Here is a 16230-nt window from a genome sequence, read left to right on the forward strand (position 1 = left end):
GACCCGGCGCGAAGACACGCCCGGGCCGCGCACATCCCAGCAACCGGACCGCCGGAGTAGTGGGTCGTCGATAAGCGCCAGCCCCCTGGCGCTTACTGGCATGCCCTTTGACTAGCATGTTGGGCATGACTGCACAGCCGGATGATCAGCAGAAGATTTTTCGACCGTCTCGAGAACACATCGTGGGGGTTGTTCTCATGATCGGCATCGCGCTGATCGGTATTTCCTGGGCGCCGCTGATGCTTGGCTGGCTCCTGCTGTTTCCGCTTGGCTGGATTGTGTGGGTGCTGTGCGCGTCGACAACCGTGGACGAGCGCGGCATCGGCCTGCGCTACGTGGCGCGCCCCAACACGCACATCGAGTGGGACGACCTCGAGGGCATCGGCTTCAAGGGTGCCCGCGCGCTCGCCACGACCAAAGCCGGCAAGGAATACATGATGCCGGGTGTGTCTTTTAATTCACTGCCCGATCTCGCCGAGGCCTCACGCGGCCGCATCACCGACGTGATCACCGGGGCGCAGGAAGCTGCCGACGGCAAGTACGAGATCATCGATAAGGACAATCACCACGTTTTGCTCTCGCGCGAGGAGTACGAGGAGTACCTTCGAGAACACCCAGATACGCCGGGCCCGCGCCCCACGACCGAAAATCAATAGAAGGAGCACCCGTTGATCCCCCTCCGCTCACGAGTTACCACCGTTGGCCGCCAAGCCGCTGGTGCCCGCGCCCTGTGGCGCGCGACGGGCACCGGCGAGCACGAGTTCGGCAAGCCGATCGTGGCCATTGTGAACTCGTACACGCAGTTCGTGCCGGGCCACGTCCACCTGAAGAACGTCGGCGACATCGTCGCGGACGCGGTGCGCAAGGCCGGTGGCGTGCCGAAGGAGTTCAACACGATCGCCGTGGACGACGGCATCGCGATGGGCCACTCCGGCATGCTGTACTCGCTGCCGAGCCGCGAGATCATCGCGGATTCGGTGGAGTACATGGTCAACGCGCACACGGTTGATGCGATGGTGTGCATCTCCAACTGCGACAAGATCACCCCAGGCATGCTCAACGCGGCGATGCGTCTGAACATCCCGGCGGTCTTCGTCTCCGGCGGCCCGATGGAGGCCGGTAAAGCCTTCGCGGTTGACGGTGTGACCAAGCCGAAGTCGGATCTTATCGACGCCATCGCGCTCTCCGCCAACGACGCAGTCACCGACGAGCAGCTCGACGACATCGCCAACAACGCCTGCCCCACCTGCGGGTCCTGCTCCGGTATGTTCACCGCGAACTCGATGAACTGCCTCACCGAGGCGCTGGGCCTGTCGCTGCCGGGCAACGGCACGACGCTCGCGACCCACACCGCCCGCCGCGCCCTGTTCACGCAGGCCGGCGAGCACATTGTGAAGATGTGCGAGCGCTACTACGGTGAGGGCGACGAGTCCGTGCTGCCGCGCAACATCGCCACCAAGCAGGCCTTCCGCAACGCGATGGCACTCGATATGGCGATGGGCGGCTCCACGAACACGATCCTGCACATCCTCGCCGCCGCGCAGGAGGGCGAGGTCGACTTCGACCTGACAGACATCGACGAGCTCTCGCACGTGATCCCCTGCCTGTCCAAGGTCGCCCCAAACGGCGAGGCGCACGTCGAGGACGTCCACCGCGCCGGCGGCATCCCCGCCATCTTGGGCGAGCTGCACCGCGGGGGCCTTCTGCTTGACGACGTCCACTCAGTCGCCTACCCCAGCCTCTCCGCATGGCTCAGCGACTGGGACATCCGCGGCGAGAACCCGCGCGACGAGGCCATCGAACTCTACCACGCGGCTCCCGGCGGGAGTCGTACCACGGAGGCGTTTTCCCAGTCCGCGCGCTGGGAGTCCCTGGATACGGATAGCGCGAACGGCGTCATCCACGACGTCAAGCACCCGATTACCTCCGACGGCGGCCTGGTCGTCCTGCGCGGCAACCTCGCCCCCGACGGCGCGATCCTGAAAACCGCCGGTGTGGAAGAGGGCCTGTGGGAGTTCAGCGGCCCGGCCCGCGTGGTGGATTCGCAGGAGCAGGCGGTCTCGATGATTCTCAACCGCGAGGTGCTCGAAGGCGAGGTCGTGGTCATCCGCTACGAGGGCCCCGCCGGCGGGCCGGGGATGCAAGAAATGTTGCACCCGACGTCCTTCCTCAAGGGCGCTGGCCTGGGCAAAAAGTGCGCGCTGATTACCGACGGCCGCTTCTCCGGCGGCACCTCCGGCCTGTCCATCGGCCACATCTCCCCCGAGGCCGCACACGGCGGGCTCATCGGCCTGATCGAGAACGGAGACACGATTGCTATCTCGGTGGCCAACCGCGAGCTCAAGCTTGATGTGCCGGAGGCTGAGTTGGCGCGGCGTCGAGAAGCAATGGAAGCTTCGGAGCGCCCGTGGACGCCGAACCGCGTACGCGAAGTGTCGAAGGCGCTGCGCGCGTACGCGAAGATGGCGACCAGCGCTGACAAGGGCGCGGTCCGCCAGGTCGACTAGCTCAGCGGGTTGACACCGGTGCCGAACCACCACACGGCGCCGGTGATGATGAGGCCGAGTAGCGCGCACGCCCACGCCCAGCCGAGCGGGCGGCGCGTCCAGGCGCGCTTCGCGTCGACGCCGTAGAAGCCCGGGCCGGTGAACTGCAGCCCGAGAGCGAGGCCGAAGAGCACGATCGGCAGCCAGACGTCGGCCTCCCACACGAAGGCGTTCCAGCTGTCGGTGCCGTCGACGATGCCGTGCAGCGCCATAAACCCGGTGACCACCACGGCCACCAGCGAGGCGATCGGCGCGAGCAGCCCGAGCACAAGGAAGACGCCCGCCGTCAGCTGCAGCACCGGCACGACCACGGAGAGCCCGCTGGCGAAAGCGTAGGCGTCGAAGGCGTCGCGCAGCGCGCTGATGCCGTCGGAGCCGCCGAGGCGGAACAGGGTGGTCAGCGACTCGAGGATGAGCCAGCCGCCGAGCAGCAGGCGCAGCAGCAGCCCGAAGTCCATCGTTCCGCGCTTCGCGGGCGGCTCCACGGGGACCGGCTCCGGCTCGGGCTGCGCAAGGCTCACGGTCTCGGTCGGGTTTTCCGGCATGACCTCGGTCGGCGCGGCTTTGCCGGTGAGCGTCGCGGACTCCTCGCTTCTCGACGCCCCCACCGCCGTACTCCCGCCAGCAGGTTCCTTATCGCCAAGCGGGGCGTACGGCAGGCCGTCGATCGGGTCGAAATCCTCAGGGGTGACGTCGCGTGCGTTGTTCTTGTCCATGTCTGTAAATCTATGCCACGCGCTCCGCCGCAGCTGGCAATGTCCTCGGCGCGCCCCCACAAAACTTGGTTGACGCGTCACCGTTTTGTGGGAATACTCGAGTCCATGAACGCTCAACCTGCACGCAACGCCTCCCCGGACGGCGAGTTCGTCCGCGACACCACCTACATCAACGACTACTTCAGCGCCGAGATCGCCCCAGGCAGCGATCCGCAGCCCACCGAGGACGGCAGCTACGCCTGGCCCGTCGAACCGGGGCGCTACCGACTCATGGGGGCGCGCGCCTGCCCGTGGGCCCACCGCACCATCATCGTCCGCCGCCTCTTAGGCCTCGAGGACGTCATCTCGCTCGGGCTGGCCGGGCCTACCCACGACGCGCGCTCGTGGGTCTTCGACCTCGACCCCAACGGCAAGGACCCCGAGACGGGCCTGCACTTCCTCAAGGACGCCTACGAGGCGCGCTTTCCGGGCTATCCGCGGGGGATTACGGTGCCGGTGGTCGTCGAGAAGCGAACGCGCGCCGCGGTGACCAACGACTTCCATCGCATCCCCATCGACTTCCAGGACGCCTGGCGCGCGCACCACCGCGACGGCGCGCCCGACCTTTACCCGCGCGAGCTGCGTGCGGAGATCGACGAGATCGCGGACCGGATCTACCGCCACGTCAACAACGGCGTCTACCGCGCGGGCTTCGCCGGCTCGCAGGACGCCTACGAGGAGGCGTACGCCGACCTGTGGGAGCACATGGATTGGCTGGAGGATCACCTCGGGCGGCACCGCTACCTGGTCGGCGAGCACATCACGCTTGCCGACATCTACCTCTACCCCACCCTCGTCCGCTTCGACCCCGTCTACGTCGGCCACTTCAAGGCGTCACGCAACCGCATCGCGCAGATGCCCAACCTGCGCGGCTACCTCCAGGAACACTTCCAGCTTCCCGGCTTCGGCGACACGACCGACTTTCAGGAGATCAAGGAGCACTATTACATCACCCACTCCGAGATCAACCCGACCAGCGTCGTCCCGGTGGGGCCCGACATGCGCTGGCTTGTCGACGCCCACGACCGCAACCGCCTCCCCGGCACCCCCTTCGCCGACGGCGTGACCCCGCCGCGCCCCGTCCGCGCGGGCGAGGAGGTCAAACACCCCGCGCCGTTCCAGCGCTAGCCGCGAGCGCTGCCGAGGACGCGCAGCGCGTCGCCGTCAAGGCGCATCGTGGACCACTCGCCCATGTCGCCGGCGCCCATGGCCTCGTAGAAGCCGATCGAAGGCGTGTTCCACTTCAGCACGGTCCACTCCACGCGCCGGTAGTCATTGTCGACGGCGATGCGCGCGAGCTCCTGCAAAAGCGCCGTTCCCAGGCCTTTGCCGCGGTGTTCCTCGCGGACGTAGAGGTCCTCGAGCCAGATGCCATGGCGGCCCTCCCAGGTAGAGTAGCTCAAGAACCACAGGGCCATGCCCTCGAGCACGCCGTCGTTGTCCGCAACCAGGGCGAAGACGCTCGGGTTTTCGCCGAAAAGGTGGGTACGCACGTCCTCTTCGGTAGAGGTGACGGAGTCCGGTTCCTTCTCGTAGAGGGCGAGCTCCTTGATCATCTCGTAGATGACGGGGGTGTCGGCCTCGACGGCTTCGCGAATCTTGGTCATGGGTGCAAAGTCTAAAGGACGGCAACCCAAAGCCACACATTCGGACACCATTGATTACAAACTCATAACGTTTTCCTGGGTGCCGAAACGCAAAACTGACGTGAGGCTGGATGCGCGCGGGGGTGGATACGCTGGCGTTTCTCTCGGGCACAGGCGCAAAAATGCCCCGTACTCACGCACAATGCACATTCGCGGGCCGTGCGGCGCTTTGTTAACATCGCCCCCGGTTCATTTTCTTAGATTATCGAAACACCAAGGATTACCGTTATGAGACAAACAATCAAAGTGGCGATGGCGCTCGTCGGCCTTCTGGTCGGCGCAGGCTTCGCCTCCGGACAGGAGGTCATTCAGTACTTCCTGTCCTTCGGCTACATCGGCATCGTTGGTGCCGTCATTTCCGGCACCATCATCTTCGTGGTGGGCACCACGATTTTCCAACTCGGCTCCTACTACCTTGCCGACGACCACTCCGCGGTGTTCAACCGCGTCTCCAGCCCCATCGTGTCCAAGTACATGGACTACGCCACCATGTTCAGCCTCTTTGCTTTCGGCTTCGTCATGGTGGCCGGCGCGGGCTCGAACCTGAACCAGCAGTTCGGCTTCGCCCCATGGATCGGCGCGACCATCATGACGGTGCTGCTCGTGGCCTCCGGCTTCCTGGACGTCGACCGCATCACTGACGTCATCTCTGTCATCACGCCCTTCCTCATCGTGGCGATCATCGTGGCGTTCGGCATCACCATCATGAACATGCCGGACAGCCTGAACGAGATGAACGAGATCGCGCTACAGCAGTCGCCCGCAGACGGCGTGTTTAACAACTGGCTGCTCGCCGCCGTCAACTACGGCACCCTGGTCAACATCATGGCCGTGTCCATGATGCTGGTCATCGCAGGTTCCCAGATGAACCCGCGCACCGCTGGCGTCGGCGGCCTGCTCGGCGGCCTCATCTTCGCCATCCTGCTCGTCATTTTGAACTTCATCCTGTTCTTCAACATGGATAAGGTCGCCGGCGCTGACATGCCGCTGCTGGCAGTGTTTGACTCGATGCACCCGACCGTGGGCGTGATCGTGTCCATCATCATCTACATGATGATCTACAACACCGCCGTCGGCATGTTCTATGCCATGGCGCGCCGCCTCACCCACAAGCACCAGGATCGCTTCCGCCCCGTGTACTTCACCGTCGTGGGCATCGGCTTTTTGCTCTCGTTCGTCGGGTTCGCAGACCTGATCAGCTGGGTCTACCCGGCCATCGGCTACCTGGGCATCATCCTGACCATCGCGATCCTCGTCGGCTGGTTCCGCGACCGCAGCAACATCAAGGAAGAAACCGAGCGGCGCGAGCGCCTCGCCGAGCTTGCCGAGACCGCCCTGGACCCCACCGAGGACGACCTGTCTGCCAAGCAGCGCAAGGAAGTCGACACGCTCGTCGCAGAGTCGCACGTCGAGGACGCCGACCTGTGGCACTCCGTCCAGGAGGAAGTCGCAGCAGACCTCGACGCCGACAGCGACAGCGAGTTCACCCTCGAGGACGCCCCCGCCTTCGACCCGGAGCACGCCGACTACGAGGGTGCTCCCGAGTCCGACGGCGAAGGCATCGACTGGGACGCCTACAAGGAGGTCTACGAGACCGGCAGCTTCCCCGCGGTCAAGCCCGAGGATAAATAAGTAACAAAAAAGAGGCGCTCCCAAACCGGGAGCGCCTCTTTTGTCGTCGCTAAGCGAGCTTCTGTGCGATCATCTTGTTGACCTCACCCGGGTCGGCCTTGCCCTGAGTCGCCTTCATCACCGCGCCGACGATCGCGCCGGTGACCTTCTTGTTGCCCGCCCGGTACTTCTCCACGATGTCCGGGTTGGCGGCGAGCGCCTCGTCGATGGCCTTCTCGATCGCGCCGTCATCGCGCACGACCTCGAGCCCGCGGGCAGCGACGACCTCGTCCACGCGGCCCTCGCCCGCGATCACGCCGTCGATGGCCTGGCGGCCCAGCTTGGTGGTCAGCTTGCCTTCCTTGACCAGCTCCACCACGCGGGCGACGTCCGCCGGCTCGACGCCGAGCGCGTCGAGCTCCTTGCCCGCCTCATTCGCCTTGGCCTGGATGTAGGAAACCCACCAGGCGCGCGCCTCGTCCGGCGTGGTGCCGGCCTCGACGGTGTCCACCACCAGGTCGAGCGCGCCAGCGTTGACCAGGTCGCGGAACTCCTTCTCCGGCAGCTGCCACTCCTCCTGGATGCGCGCGCGGCGTACCCACGGCAGCTCCGGCAACGTCTGGCGGATCTCCTCGACCCACTCCGGCTTCGCGATCACCGGCGGCAGATCCGGGTCGTTGAAGTAGCGGTACTCGCTCGCCTCCTCTTTCGGGCGGCCCTTCGAGGTGGAGCCGTCCTTCTCCTGGTAGTGGCGGGTTTCCTGGACGATTTCCTCGCCGTTTTCAAGCGCGGCGGCCTGGCGCTGCATCTCGAAGCGCACGGCCTGCTCGACGGACTTCAGCGAGTTGATGTTCTTCGTCTCGGTACGGGTGCCGAACTCCTCCTGGCCTACCGGGCGCAGCGAGACGTTCGCGTCGCAGCGCATGGAGCCCTGGTCCATACGTGCGTCCGAGACGCCGAGCGCCTTGACCAGCTCGCGCAGCGCACCGACATACGCCTTGGCCACCTCGGGCGCGCGCTCGCCGGCGCCGATGATCGGCTTGGTCACGATCTCGATCAGCGGCACGCCGGCACGGTTGCAGTCCACCAGCGAGGCCGTCGCGCCGGTAATGCGGCCCGACGTCGAGCCGAGGTGCGTCAGCTTGCCAGTGTCCTCCTCCATGTGCGCGCGCTCAATCTCCACGCGCCACTCGGTGCCGTCCTCGAGCTGCACGTCGAGGTAGCCGTCGTAGGCAATCGGCTCGTCGTACTGCGAGATCTGGTAGTTCTTCGGCTGGTCCGGGTAAAAGTAGTTCTTGCGGGCAAACCGCGAGCTCTCGGCAATCTGGCAGTTCAGCGCCAGGCCGATCTTGATCGCCCACTCGACGCCCTTCGCATTCACCACGGGCAGCGCGCCCGGCAAGCCGAGCGAGACCGGGTCGATGTTCGTGTTCGGCGCGGCACCGAAGTGCGCGGAGGACGTGGAGAACATCTTCGTCTCCGTCGCCAGCTCCACGTGCACCTCGAGGCCCATCACGGGGTCGTACTTTTCCAGTACTTCGTCGTAATCCATCAAGTCGTAGGCAGTCATGGGCTCTATCCTACTTCCCGACGCTCGCCTCCCACACCTCGCGGTAACTTTCCGCCAGCGTGTCGACCGTTTCGTGCGCGTTGAGCCCGCTCGGGTTGCCGACTACCCACACAGGTACGCCAGCAAGGAGCTCCGGTTGCAGCCCGCGGGTGGCGCCAGGCTTGCGGTACGCGTCGCGGTAGGCACCGATGCCCACCACCATCACCGCGCGAGGCTTATGCTTTTCGACGCACACCCGCACCCTTTCTCCGCCAGCAACAAGCTCCTCGCGCTTCAGGTCCGCGGCGCGCGGCGTCATGCGGTCGACGAAGTTCGTAAAGCCGATGCCCAGCTCGGCGAGCATCGCCGCGTCTTCCTCCGAAATGCCGCCCGTCGCGTCGACCCGGTACGGAGTGATGCCCGCGCGTTCCAGGGCGGGCCAGAAACGGTTGCCGGGATGTGCGAAGGGGGCGTCGTGGGCGTAGCTCAAGCGACCGGGGTTGATCCCCACCACCAGCAGGCGGCAGGGATCGGGGATCCGGTCGCGCATTTAGCCGAACATCGCCTTGGCGGTGGTGTAGCGGTGCTCCGGCACGGTCTTCAGCTGCGCGATCGCGGACTCAAGCGGGACGAGCTCGATGTTCTCGCCGTGCAGAGCCACGCATGTGTCGAAGTTGTTGTTGTGCGCAGCGCGCGCCGCGTGGACGCCGTAGCGGGTGGCCAGCACGCGGTCGTAGGCGGTCGGCGTGCCGCCGCGCTGGATGTGGCCGAGCACGGTGGTGCGCACGTCGTAGCCCAGGCGCTTCTTAATCTCGTCGGCGACGATCTGGCCCATGCCGTTGAAGGTGATGTGGCCGAACTCGTCCTCTTCGCCCAGGCCGCCGTCCATGGTGCCTTCCTTCGGGATCGCCCCCTCGGCGACAACGACGATGCCGTACTTCTCCCCCATCTGGAAACGACGCTCCATCGCCTTGCAGATATCGGCGACGTCGAAGGGCTCCTCCGGGATGACGGTATAGTGCGCGCCGCCGGCCATGCCCGCGTGCAGGGCGATCCAACCGACGTGTCGGCCCATCACCTCGACGATGAGGATGCGGTTGTGCGATTCCGCAGTGGTGTGCAGGCGGTCGATCGCGTCGGTGGCCACGGAGACAGCGGTGTCGAAACCGAAGGTGTAGTCGGTCGCCGCAACATCGTTGTCGATGGTCTTCGGCACGCCGACCACCGGGATCCCGTTGTCGGAGAGCCACTTCGCGCCCTTGAGGGTGCCTTCGCCGCCGATGGCGATGAGCGCGTCGATCTCCGCGTCCGCCAGATTGGCCTTGATCGTGTCCAGCCCGGTCTTGAACTTGTCGGGGTGGAGGCGGCCGGTGCCTAAGATGGTGCCGCCGCGCAGCAGGATCGAGTCGATGAACGCATCGTCGTACAGGTCGACGCGGCGGTCCTCCATGAGACCGACCCAGCCGTCCTGGTAGCCGACCACGGTCGAGCCGTACTCGGCGCTGGCAGTGCGGACAATTCCACGGATGACGGCGTTCAAGCCCGGGCAGTCGCCGCCGGAAGTCAGTGTCGCAAGTCGCATACCGTCCACCCTAGCGCGTTCGCTGCGGCGAGGCCGAGTGACCTCAAGCGTCGTCGCGTCGCAAAGCAAGCGAGCTCGCCGCGCCAATCACCATCGCCGCGAGCGGCAGCAGCACCGCGACGTGCGCGGTCTGCGCGATGTCGCCGCGCACAAGCACCGCGCCCACGAGCGCGACGCCGAGCACGCTGCCGACCTGGCGCATGGTGTTGTAGAGCCCGGAGGCGGCCCCGGTTTCGTGCTCGGGGATGCCGCGCATGGTCACCGCCGCGTTGGGAGCCCAGACGAACGCGCCGCCGATGCCCAGTAGCGAGGTCACGGCAGTAAACCACCACACACCCGCCCCAGTGTGGATCAGCGCGATAGCGAGCGCCAGCCCGGCCGCGGAAATGCTGAAGCCAGCGGCGCAGAGCTTGCCCGGGTTGCGCCGGTCCGTCAGGTACCCGGCGACTGGGGTCAGCACCAACGCGAACACTGACATGGGCGCGGTGATCGCGCCGGATGCGGTCGGTGAGGCACCGGCGACGGTCTGCAGCCAGTACATCAGCGGGATGAACATCGACGCCACGCTGAAGCCCATCGCGGCGACGCCCAGGGCTCCTAGCGCGAAGGAGCGATGCAGTATGAGCCCCACGGGTAGGAATCCGTTGTCGGTGCCGTCGCGGGCTGAGCGCACCAGCACGCCGAGCAGCAGCGCGCCGAAGAGGATCGAGGGCCACTGCCCGAACTGGATGCCGTAAACCAGCAGCCCCAGCCCTCCGAAGGAAAGCAGCACGGGCAGCAGGGTGACCCGCTCGCCGCTGCGCGGCAGTCGCGGCAGCGCGATCAGTCCGGCGATCAGCGCCACCGCGCCAAGTGCCGCCTGGGCAAAAAACGCCGCGCGCCAGCCGAGACTGTCAGCCACTGCCCCGCCGACTACCGGGCCGATCAGGGATGCCACCGAGCCGATCACGCCCCATGCGGCGAACGCCCGGCCCTGTGTGTCCGGCGAGAACACGCGCGGGATCAGCCCGAACGCCTGCGGCAAGAACGCTGCAGCGCCCACGCCCTGCAGACCGCGCGCCACCATCAGCGACTCGAAGGACCAGGACACGCCCGCGAGCACCAGCGCGGCCACGTAAATGGCAAGGCCGATGAGGAAGACGCCGCGTTGCCCGAAGGCGTCGCCAAGTTTGCCCGTCGCCGGCATCGGGGCCACCGTGCACAGCAGGTAAATGCTGGTGAGCCACACGGCGGAGCCTACGTCGAAAGGCAAAAGCGGCGTGATCACGGGCATGAAGCCCTGATCGATCAGGACAAGAAAATACCCCGCAGCCAGGGCTGCGAGGGTATTCCAGGGATTAACGGCCGGCTTCAAAAGCGGCACCCACGCGGTAGAGGCGCGCGTCCTCGAAGGCCGGGGCGATCAGCTGCAGGCCGACCGGCAGGCCGGTGTCCTCGGTCACGCCCGCGGGCACGGACATGCCCGGCAGACCGGCGAGGTTCAGCGGCAGCGTGAACAGGTCGAAGTTGTACATGGCCAGCGGGTCGTCGACCTTCTCCCCGATCTTGAACGCGGTCGACGGCACGGTCGGCCCCGCGATCACGTCCACCTGCTCGAAGGCGCGGGCGAAGTCCTCCGCGATCAAGGTGCGCACGCGCTGCGCCTGCAGGTAGTAGGCGTCGAAGTAGCCGACCGAGAGCGCGTAGGTGCCCAGGATGATGCGGCGCTTGACCTCGTCGCCGAAGCCGGCACCGCGGGTGGCGGCCATGACCTGCTCGGCGGAGTGCTTGCCGTCGTCGCCTGCGCGCAGGCCGTAGCGCATGCCGTCGAAGCGCGCGAGGTTCGAGGACACCTCGGACATCTGGATGATGTAGTAAGCGCCCATCACGTCGTCGAAGCGCGGGCAGTCGACCTCGACGATCTCCGCGCCCTGGGCCTCAAGCTGAGCGAACGCCTCGTCGATGCGCGCGTTGACACCGTCCTGGGTGCCCGGGCGAGCGAACTGCTTGATGCGGCCGATCTTCACGCCGTTGAGGTCGCCGGATGCGCCTTCGCGGGCGGCGTCGGCAAGCGAGCCCACGGGGCGATCAACGCTGGTGGCGTCGAACTCGTCGTGGCCGCCGATGATCTCGTGCAGCAGTGCAGTATCCAGCACTGTGTTGGCGCAGGGGCCGACCTGATCCAGCGAAGAGGCGCAGGCCACGACGCCGTAGCGCGACACGCCGCCGTAGGTCGGCTTCACGCCGACCGTGCCGGTCAACGACGCCGGCTGGCGGATCGAGCCGCCGGTATCCGTACCAATGCCCAGCGGTGCCTGGCCCGCCGCGAGTGCCGCCGCGGTGCCGCCGCCGGAGCCGCCCGGCACGCGCTCGATGTCGTGCGGGTTGCGGGTGACCTTGTAGGCGGAGTTCTCGGTGGAAGAGCCCATCGCGAACTCGTCGAGGTTCGTCTTGCCCAGGATCGGGATGCCCGCCTCGCGCAAGTGCTTCACGACGGTCGCGTCATAGGGGCTCATGTAGCCCTCCAGCATCTTCGACGCAGCGGTCGTCGGCGCATCGGTGGTGACCAGGAGGTCTTTCAGCGCCAGCGGCACACCGGCGAGCGCGGAGGCTGGGGCCTCGCCCGCCTTGACCTGCGCGTCGACGGCGTCGGCGGCCGCGAGCGCCTCGTCCGCACCGACGTGCAGGAAGGCACCGAGCGTCTCGTCGGTTTCCGCGATGCGATCCAGGAAGGCCTGGGTGACCTCGCGGGAGGTGACCTCGCCGGCCTGAATCATGCGCGCCAGCTCGTGGGCGGGTTTGGACACAAGGCCCTCGGCGGGAATGGTGTAGTTCGTCTGCTCGGTCATTTACTCGTCAGCCTCCCCCAGGATCTGCGGCACGACGAAGCGGTCCTCTTCCACCTCGGGCGCTTGGTCCAGCGCCTGTGCCTGCGTCAGTGTCTTCTTCTCCACGTCCGGGCGCATGCCTGCCTCGATGGAGTGCGGGTGGCTCATCGGCTCCACGCCCTCCGTGTCGACGCTCTGCACCTTCGAGACAGCGTCGACGATCTGGTCGAGCTGTTGGGAAATCTGCTCGAGCTCGTCGTCCTGCAGCGCAATCCGGGCAAGCCGGGCGATGCGGGCGACCTCCTCGCGGGAAATCTCAGCCAAAACGGTTCCAATCTCTTGTGTACGTGGTTAGTAAAACGCCACTCATCTTACGTCACGGCGAGTAGCAGGCTGCGAGCGCCGCTACTCCCGCACCTTGAGGTAGGTCGGCAGCTCGGCCCAGCCGCCGACCGGGTACACCTCCCGGCGCGCCGCGTCCTCGTCGACCTCGATGAGTTCAAAGACTGCGAGGAACTCTTCGGTGAAACACTTCAATTCGAGCATGGACAGGTATTTGCCCGGGCAGGCGTGGGGGCCCGCTCCCCAGACCAGGTTTGCGCTCACGTTGCCGCCCTCCCCTGGCGCATATGCCTCCGGCTCGCCGACGGCCTGCGGGTCGCGGTTTGCCGCGGTCCAGTGGATGCGCACGCGCTGGCCTTCGTCCAGGTCGACTCCATCCAGAGTGACTGGGCAGGTGGTCACGCGCCGGTTGCTCACAAAGGGCGAGTCTTGGCGCAGGATTTCATCCGCGATGGCGGTGAACTCCTCGTGGGAGACCCCGGCTTGCAGGCGGCGACGCACCGGCTCGTTGCCGGCAAGCGCGTGGATCAACACACCAATGCAGTACGCCATCGAGCTGAGGTCGCCGGCGGTCCAGTTCCGCAGGATGGAGACGAGCTCCTCGAATTCGAGGGGGCGTCCGAGGCTCGTATCGTTGACGAGCTGTGCAGTCACACTGGGCGCCGGGAAGGCGTCCTCTTTGCCCAGCAGCGGGGAAGTGCCTCGCGTGCTGCGGTGGCAGTTTCCGTACCGGACTGTAATGGCTGGAGTACTTCGCGGATCATGTCGTCGAAGGTCCCTGCCACTGCGGCGGTGCGCGCGAGCTCACCGGAGCGGGTCGCGGCGTTGTTCTCCGCAACCCATTCGATCAGGCGGGCTTCCATCTGCTCCGGCCATCCGAGCCACGCGAGCATGGCGCGCACCGCGAACGGCGCGCCGATGTCGGCTACTGCGTCGACAGGGGCGAACAGCGCGGCGCCCGCTGGCCTGCCGTCGCGGATATCGGCCACCACGCTGCGTGCGGCCTTTCGAAACGCCGGTTCGAAGGGGTCGAGTGCGTCAGGGGTGAGGTAGGCGTCGATAAGCGAGCGGAATTGCTCGTGCCGCCCACCATCGAGGCCATTGGGCAGCTGCATGAAGCGGGACACCCCGGAGGAAAAGCGGACCGGATCCTCGGCGACGGCGCGGGCCTGCGTGTTGCCGAGCACCACGACCTCGTTGCCGTTGCGTACAAGCCGGTGGCCGGCGGCGAGCTGGGTGTCGCCGTACGCTCGCGGGTCGGTGTCGGCGGTAGGTGCGGTTGGCAGGTTGCTCGCGTGCATGATTCCAATCCCTTCTTTCCGTTAAGATTCGCCAGCATACGGGGCCTTTCTGACCAATATGTACGGGCTGGCTGATATAACTGTGGACATGTCTTACCTTATTCGCGTTTCCCTTCCGGACGTCCCGGGCAGCCTCGGCGAGCTCGCGGAGGCGTTCGGCATGATCGACGCCAACATCCAGTCCGTGGACATTGTGGACACCGTGGCTGCGGCGGGATCAGAGGGCGGCGGCACAGTCACCGACGACATCGTGGTGGAGCTGCCAACCGGCACGATGGTGGACACGCTGATTACCGCCGCCGCGTCCGTGCAGGGTGCCGAGGTGGATTCGATCCGGCCGTTTACCGGGCGTGTGGATCGCCGCGGCCAGATCCAGATGCTTTCGCGCATCGTGGCGACGGCGGGTGACGAGCAGCGCGCGATGGAAGAGCTCGTCGGCGCGATCCCGCGCTCGATGACCTCCTCGTGGGCGGTGGCGCTGCGCGAGACCGAGGACGGCCTGGTCAGGGTCGCGGCGTCGCAAGCCGCACCCGAGGACGACGGGTCCCGCCCCCAGATGGGGGAAGTGAACCAGGCGCGCATCCTGCTACCAGATTCCGACCCGTGGGTCCCCGAGGCCTGGTGGCTTCTGGACACTGCCCTGTCCATTACCCGCCTACCCGGCACCGACCTGGTGCTGGTGGTCGGCCGCGTGGGCGGGCCGGACTTCTTAGCCTCCGAGGTGACCCAGATTGGTGACCTCGGCAGCATCATTGGTACGATCCTGAGCTAGACCCTTGCCGCAAGTTTAAACTTTTGGAATTATGGAATTCATGCAGAATTCCATGTACGGTGCACTCGGCGTCGGTGCACTCGCGGCGCTGGCCACGGCCGGGCTCATGGTCGGCTTTGGCCCGCGCCAGATCACCCTAGCCACAGAACACACCGGCGATGCGCAGCTTGCCACCGACCTCGAGCGCTTGGCCGAGGCGGAGCCGGGCTACCACACGCTCTCCGCGCTGGTCTACGACCAAGGCGAGGTCACCTTCGGCGGGCTCGGGGCCGATGAGCACACCGAATTCGAGATCGGCTCGATCACCAAGACATTCAACGCGGAGCTGGTGCGCCAGCTTATCGACGAGGACGTGCTCACCCTCGACACCACCGTCGGCGACATCCTCGGAGAATCCGGGGCACCGATCGATACGGTGACCCTCGAGGAGCTGCTCAGCCACACCGCCGGGCTCGAGCCGATGGGGCCGCTCGGCTTTGGCGACATTCTCTGGGCCAACCTCACCGAGGGCGGCAACGCGTACCGCAACGACTCCCCCGAAGACATCCTCGCCGCCGCGCCGGAAATGGAGCTCGAAGGCCGCGGCGAGGACGGCTACTCCAATTACGGGCACGCGCTACTCGGCCAGCTGCTATCGCGCACGACTGACACACCCTACGAGGAACTCGTGCGCACACGGATCCTCGAGCCGGCGGGGATGGATGACACGTACGTGGCGGGGCCAGGGGGCGTCGATAAGCAGCAGCTCGGGCGCGGCCTCGCCAGCAACGGGCGCGCGGCCGAACCCTGGGACATGGACGGCTGGGCTCCCGCGGGCGCGATCCGCTCGACTGCGGCCGACATGGCGCAATACATCGAGTGGGTTGACGAGCACGGCCGACCCGACTACGGCTGGGCGACTCTCGACGAATACACCTTCCACAACGGCGGGACCGGCGGGTTTCGCACCATGTTGGTGTGGGATCCGAAAGACCCGCACCGCGCGGTGTACGTCGCCGGCGACACGGAAGCCTGGGTCGACGAGCTCGGTATTGACCTGCTTAAGGAGGAAGAATGATCGCCTTCGTCGTTATCTCCATCGCCCTGTTGGCGTGGGAAACGATCAAACTTGCGCGAGGGCCGAAGCGCCCCGGCCGCGCGCTGCTCAGCGTGATCCTCACCGCAGTTGTGGTGTGGTTGCTAGTAAGTCCGCTGGACTTTAGCGCTGCGCTGCCGATGTGGCTGTGGTGGGCGATCGTAGCGTGGGCGTCGGTGCTCGTGGGCGTTGCCGCCGGGCGTTTGGCGCTGCAACGATTCTAGAATTCTCGAAAGAAGACATG

Annotated in this window: 17 protein-coding genes; 7 read left to right on the forward strand and 10 right to left on the reverse strand. The window is 66.3% G+C overall.

Annotation, left to right across the window (positions count from 1 at the left end):
* Positions 1-125: 125 nt before the first annotated feature.
* Positions 126-656 (forward strand): PH domain-containing protein, encoded by a 531-nt coding sequence (locus tag HMPREF2990_RS04740; RefSeq protein ID WP_210399962.1) that lies wholly within the window; start codon positions 126-128, stop codon positions 654-656.
* Between the two features lie 12 nt (positions 657-668).
* A complete protein-coding gene (gene ilvD, locus HMPREF2990_RS04745; protein WP_070762942.1) occupies positions 669-2507 on the forward strand; it encodes a dihydroxy-acid dehydratase in 1839 nt (612 codons plus the stop codon).
* Here the strand turns inward: ilvD and HMPREF2990_RS04750 are convergent.
* Positions 2504-3262 (reverse strand): DoxX family protein, encoded by a 759-nt coding sequence (locus tag HMPREF2990_RS04750; protein ID WP_070762943.1) that lies wholly within the window; start codon positions 3260-3262, stop codon positions 2504-2506. The genes ilvD and HMPREF2990_RS04750 overlap by 4 nt on opposite strands.
* Before the next feature lie 105 nt (positions 3263-3367).
* Between HMPREF2990_RS04750 and HMPREF2990_RS04755 the strand changes: the two genes are divergently transcribed.
* Entirely contained in the window at positions 3368-4429 is a 1062-nt protein-coding gene (locus HMPREF2990_RS04755) for a glutathione S-transferase C-terminal domain-containing protein (protein ID WP_070762944.1), read from the forward strand.
* Here the strand turns inward: HMPREF2990_RS04755 and HMPREF2990_RS04760 are convergent.
* Positions 4426-4908 carry a GNAT family N-acetyltransferase gene (locus HMPREF2990_RS04760; protein WP_070762945.1) on the reverse strand — a complete coding sequence of 161 codons (483 nt, stop codon included), beginning with the start codon at positions 4906-4908 and terminating at the stop codon, positions 4426-4428. The two genes, HMPREF2990_RS04755 and HMPREF2990_RS04760, sit on opposite strands and share 4 nt — an antisense overlap.
* 267 nt (positions 4909-5175) lie before the next feature.
* Here HMPREF2990_RS04760 and HMPREF2990_RS04765 point away from each other — a divergent pair, with 267 nt between their 5' ends.
* Entirely contained in the window at positions 5176-6579 is a 1404-nt protein-coding gene (locus HMPREF2990_RS04765; RefSeq protein ID WP_070762946.1) for a hypothetical protein, read from the forward strand.
* A gap of 49 nt (positions 6580-6628) precedes the next feature.
* Here HMPREF2990_RS04765 and gatB read toward each other — a convergent pair whose 3' ends face one another.
* From gatB to HMPREF2990_RS13215, 8 genes are all read right to left on the reverse strand, one after another.
* The gene (gene gatB / locus HMPREF2990_RS04770; protein ID WP_070762947.1) at positions 6629-8128 is read right to left on the reverse strand and encodes an Asp-tRNA(Asn)/Glu-tRNA(Gln) amidotransferase subunit GatB; all 1500 of its coding nucleotides are present in this window, start codon (positions 8126-8128) and stop codon (positions 6629-6631) included.
* 10 nt (positions 8129-8138) lie between these two features.
* Positions 8139-8657 (reverse strand): mismatch-specific DNA-glycosylase, encoded by a 519-nt coding sequence (locus HMPREF2990_RS04775; protein ID WP_070762948.1) that lies wholly within the window; start codon positions 8655-8657, stop codon positions 8139-8141.
* On the reverse strand, positions 8658-9689 hold the full coding sequence (locus HMPREF2990_RS04780; RefSeq protein ID WP_070762949.1) for a 6-phosphofructokinase: 1032 nt from the start codon (positions 9687-9689) through the stop codon (positions 8658-8660).
* Between the two features lie 43 nt (positions 9690-9732).
* A complete protein-coding gene (locus tag HMPREF2990_RS04785; RefSeq protein ID WP_083317032.1) occupies positions 9733-11043 on the reverse strand; it encodes an MFS transporter in 1311 nt (436 codons plus the stop codon).
* A complete protein-coding gene (gene gatA, locus HMPREF2990_RS04790) occupies positions 11027-12517 on the reverse strand; it encodes an Asp-tRNA(Asn)/Glu-tRNA(Gln) amidotransferase subunit GatA (protein WP_070762950.1) in 1491 nt (496 codons plus the stop codon). The genes HMPREF2990_RS04785 and gatA overlap by 17 nt, the downstream gene beginning before the upstream one ends.
* Positions 12518-12820 (reverse strand): Asp-tRNA(Asn)/Glu-tRNA(Gln) amidotransferase subunit GatC, encoded by a 303-nt coding sequence (gene gatC / locus HMPREF2990_RS04795; RefSeq protein ID WP_070762951.1) that lies wholly within the window; start codon positions 12818-12820, stop codon positions 12518-12520.
* Positions 12821-12901: 81 nt separating this feature from the next.
* Complete coding sequence (locus tag HMPREF2990_RS13210; RefSeq protein WP_246817444.1) at positions 12902-13492, reverse strand: cytochrome P450; 591 nt, start codon at positions 13490-13492, stop codon at positions 12902-12904.
* Complete coding sequence (locus HMPREF2990_RS13215; protein WP_246817445.1) at positions 13489-14139, reverse strand: cytochrome P450 family protein; 651 nt, start codon at positions 14137-14139, stop codon at positions 13489-13491. The genes HMPREF2990_RS13210 and HMPREF2990_RS13215 overlap by 4 nt, the downstream gene beginning before the upstream one ends.
* A gap of 88 nt (positions 14140-14227) precedes the next feature.
* Between HMPREF2990_RS13215 and HMPREF2990_RS04805 the strand changes: the two genes are divergently transcribed.
* The 3 genes from HMPREF2990_RS04805 to HMPREF2990_RS04815 are packed head-to-tail and all read left to right on the forward strand — an operon-like array spanning position 14228 to position 16210.
* The gene (locus tag HMPREF2990_RS04805; RefSeq protein ID WP_070763144.1) at positions 14228-14911 is read left to right on the forward strand and encodes an ACT domain-containing protein; all 684 of its coding nucleotides are present in this window, start codon (positions 14228-14230) and stop codon (positions 14909-14911) included.
* 40 nt (positions 14912-14951) lie between these two features.
* Entirely contained in the window at positions 14952-15968 is a 1017-nt protein-coding gene (locus tag HMPREF2990_RS04810) for a serine hydrolase domain-containing protein (RefSeq protein ID WP_168167126.1), read from the forward strand.
* Positions 15965-16210, forward strand: coding sequence for a hypothetical protein (locus HMPREF2990_RS04815; RefSeq protein WP_070762952.1), 246 nt, complete (start codon positions 15965-15967; stop codon positions 16208-16210). The genes HMPREF2990_RS04810 and HMPREF2990_RS04815 overlap by 4 nt, the downstream gene beginning before the upstream one ends.
* Positions 16211-16230: the final 20 nt, after the last annotated feature.

Origin of the sequence: Corynebacterium sp. HMSC071B10 (assembly GCF_001814825.1) — a bacterium.
Taxonomy (GTDB): domain Bacteria; phylum Actinomycetota; class Actinomycetes; order Mycobacteriales; family Mycobacteriaceae; genus Corynebacterium.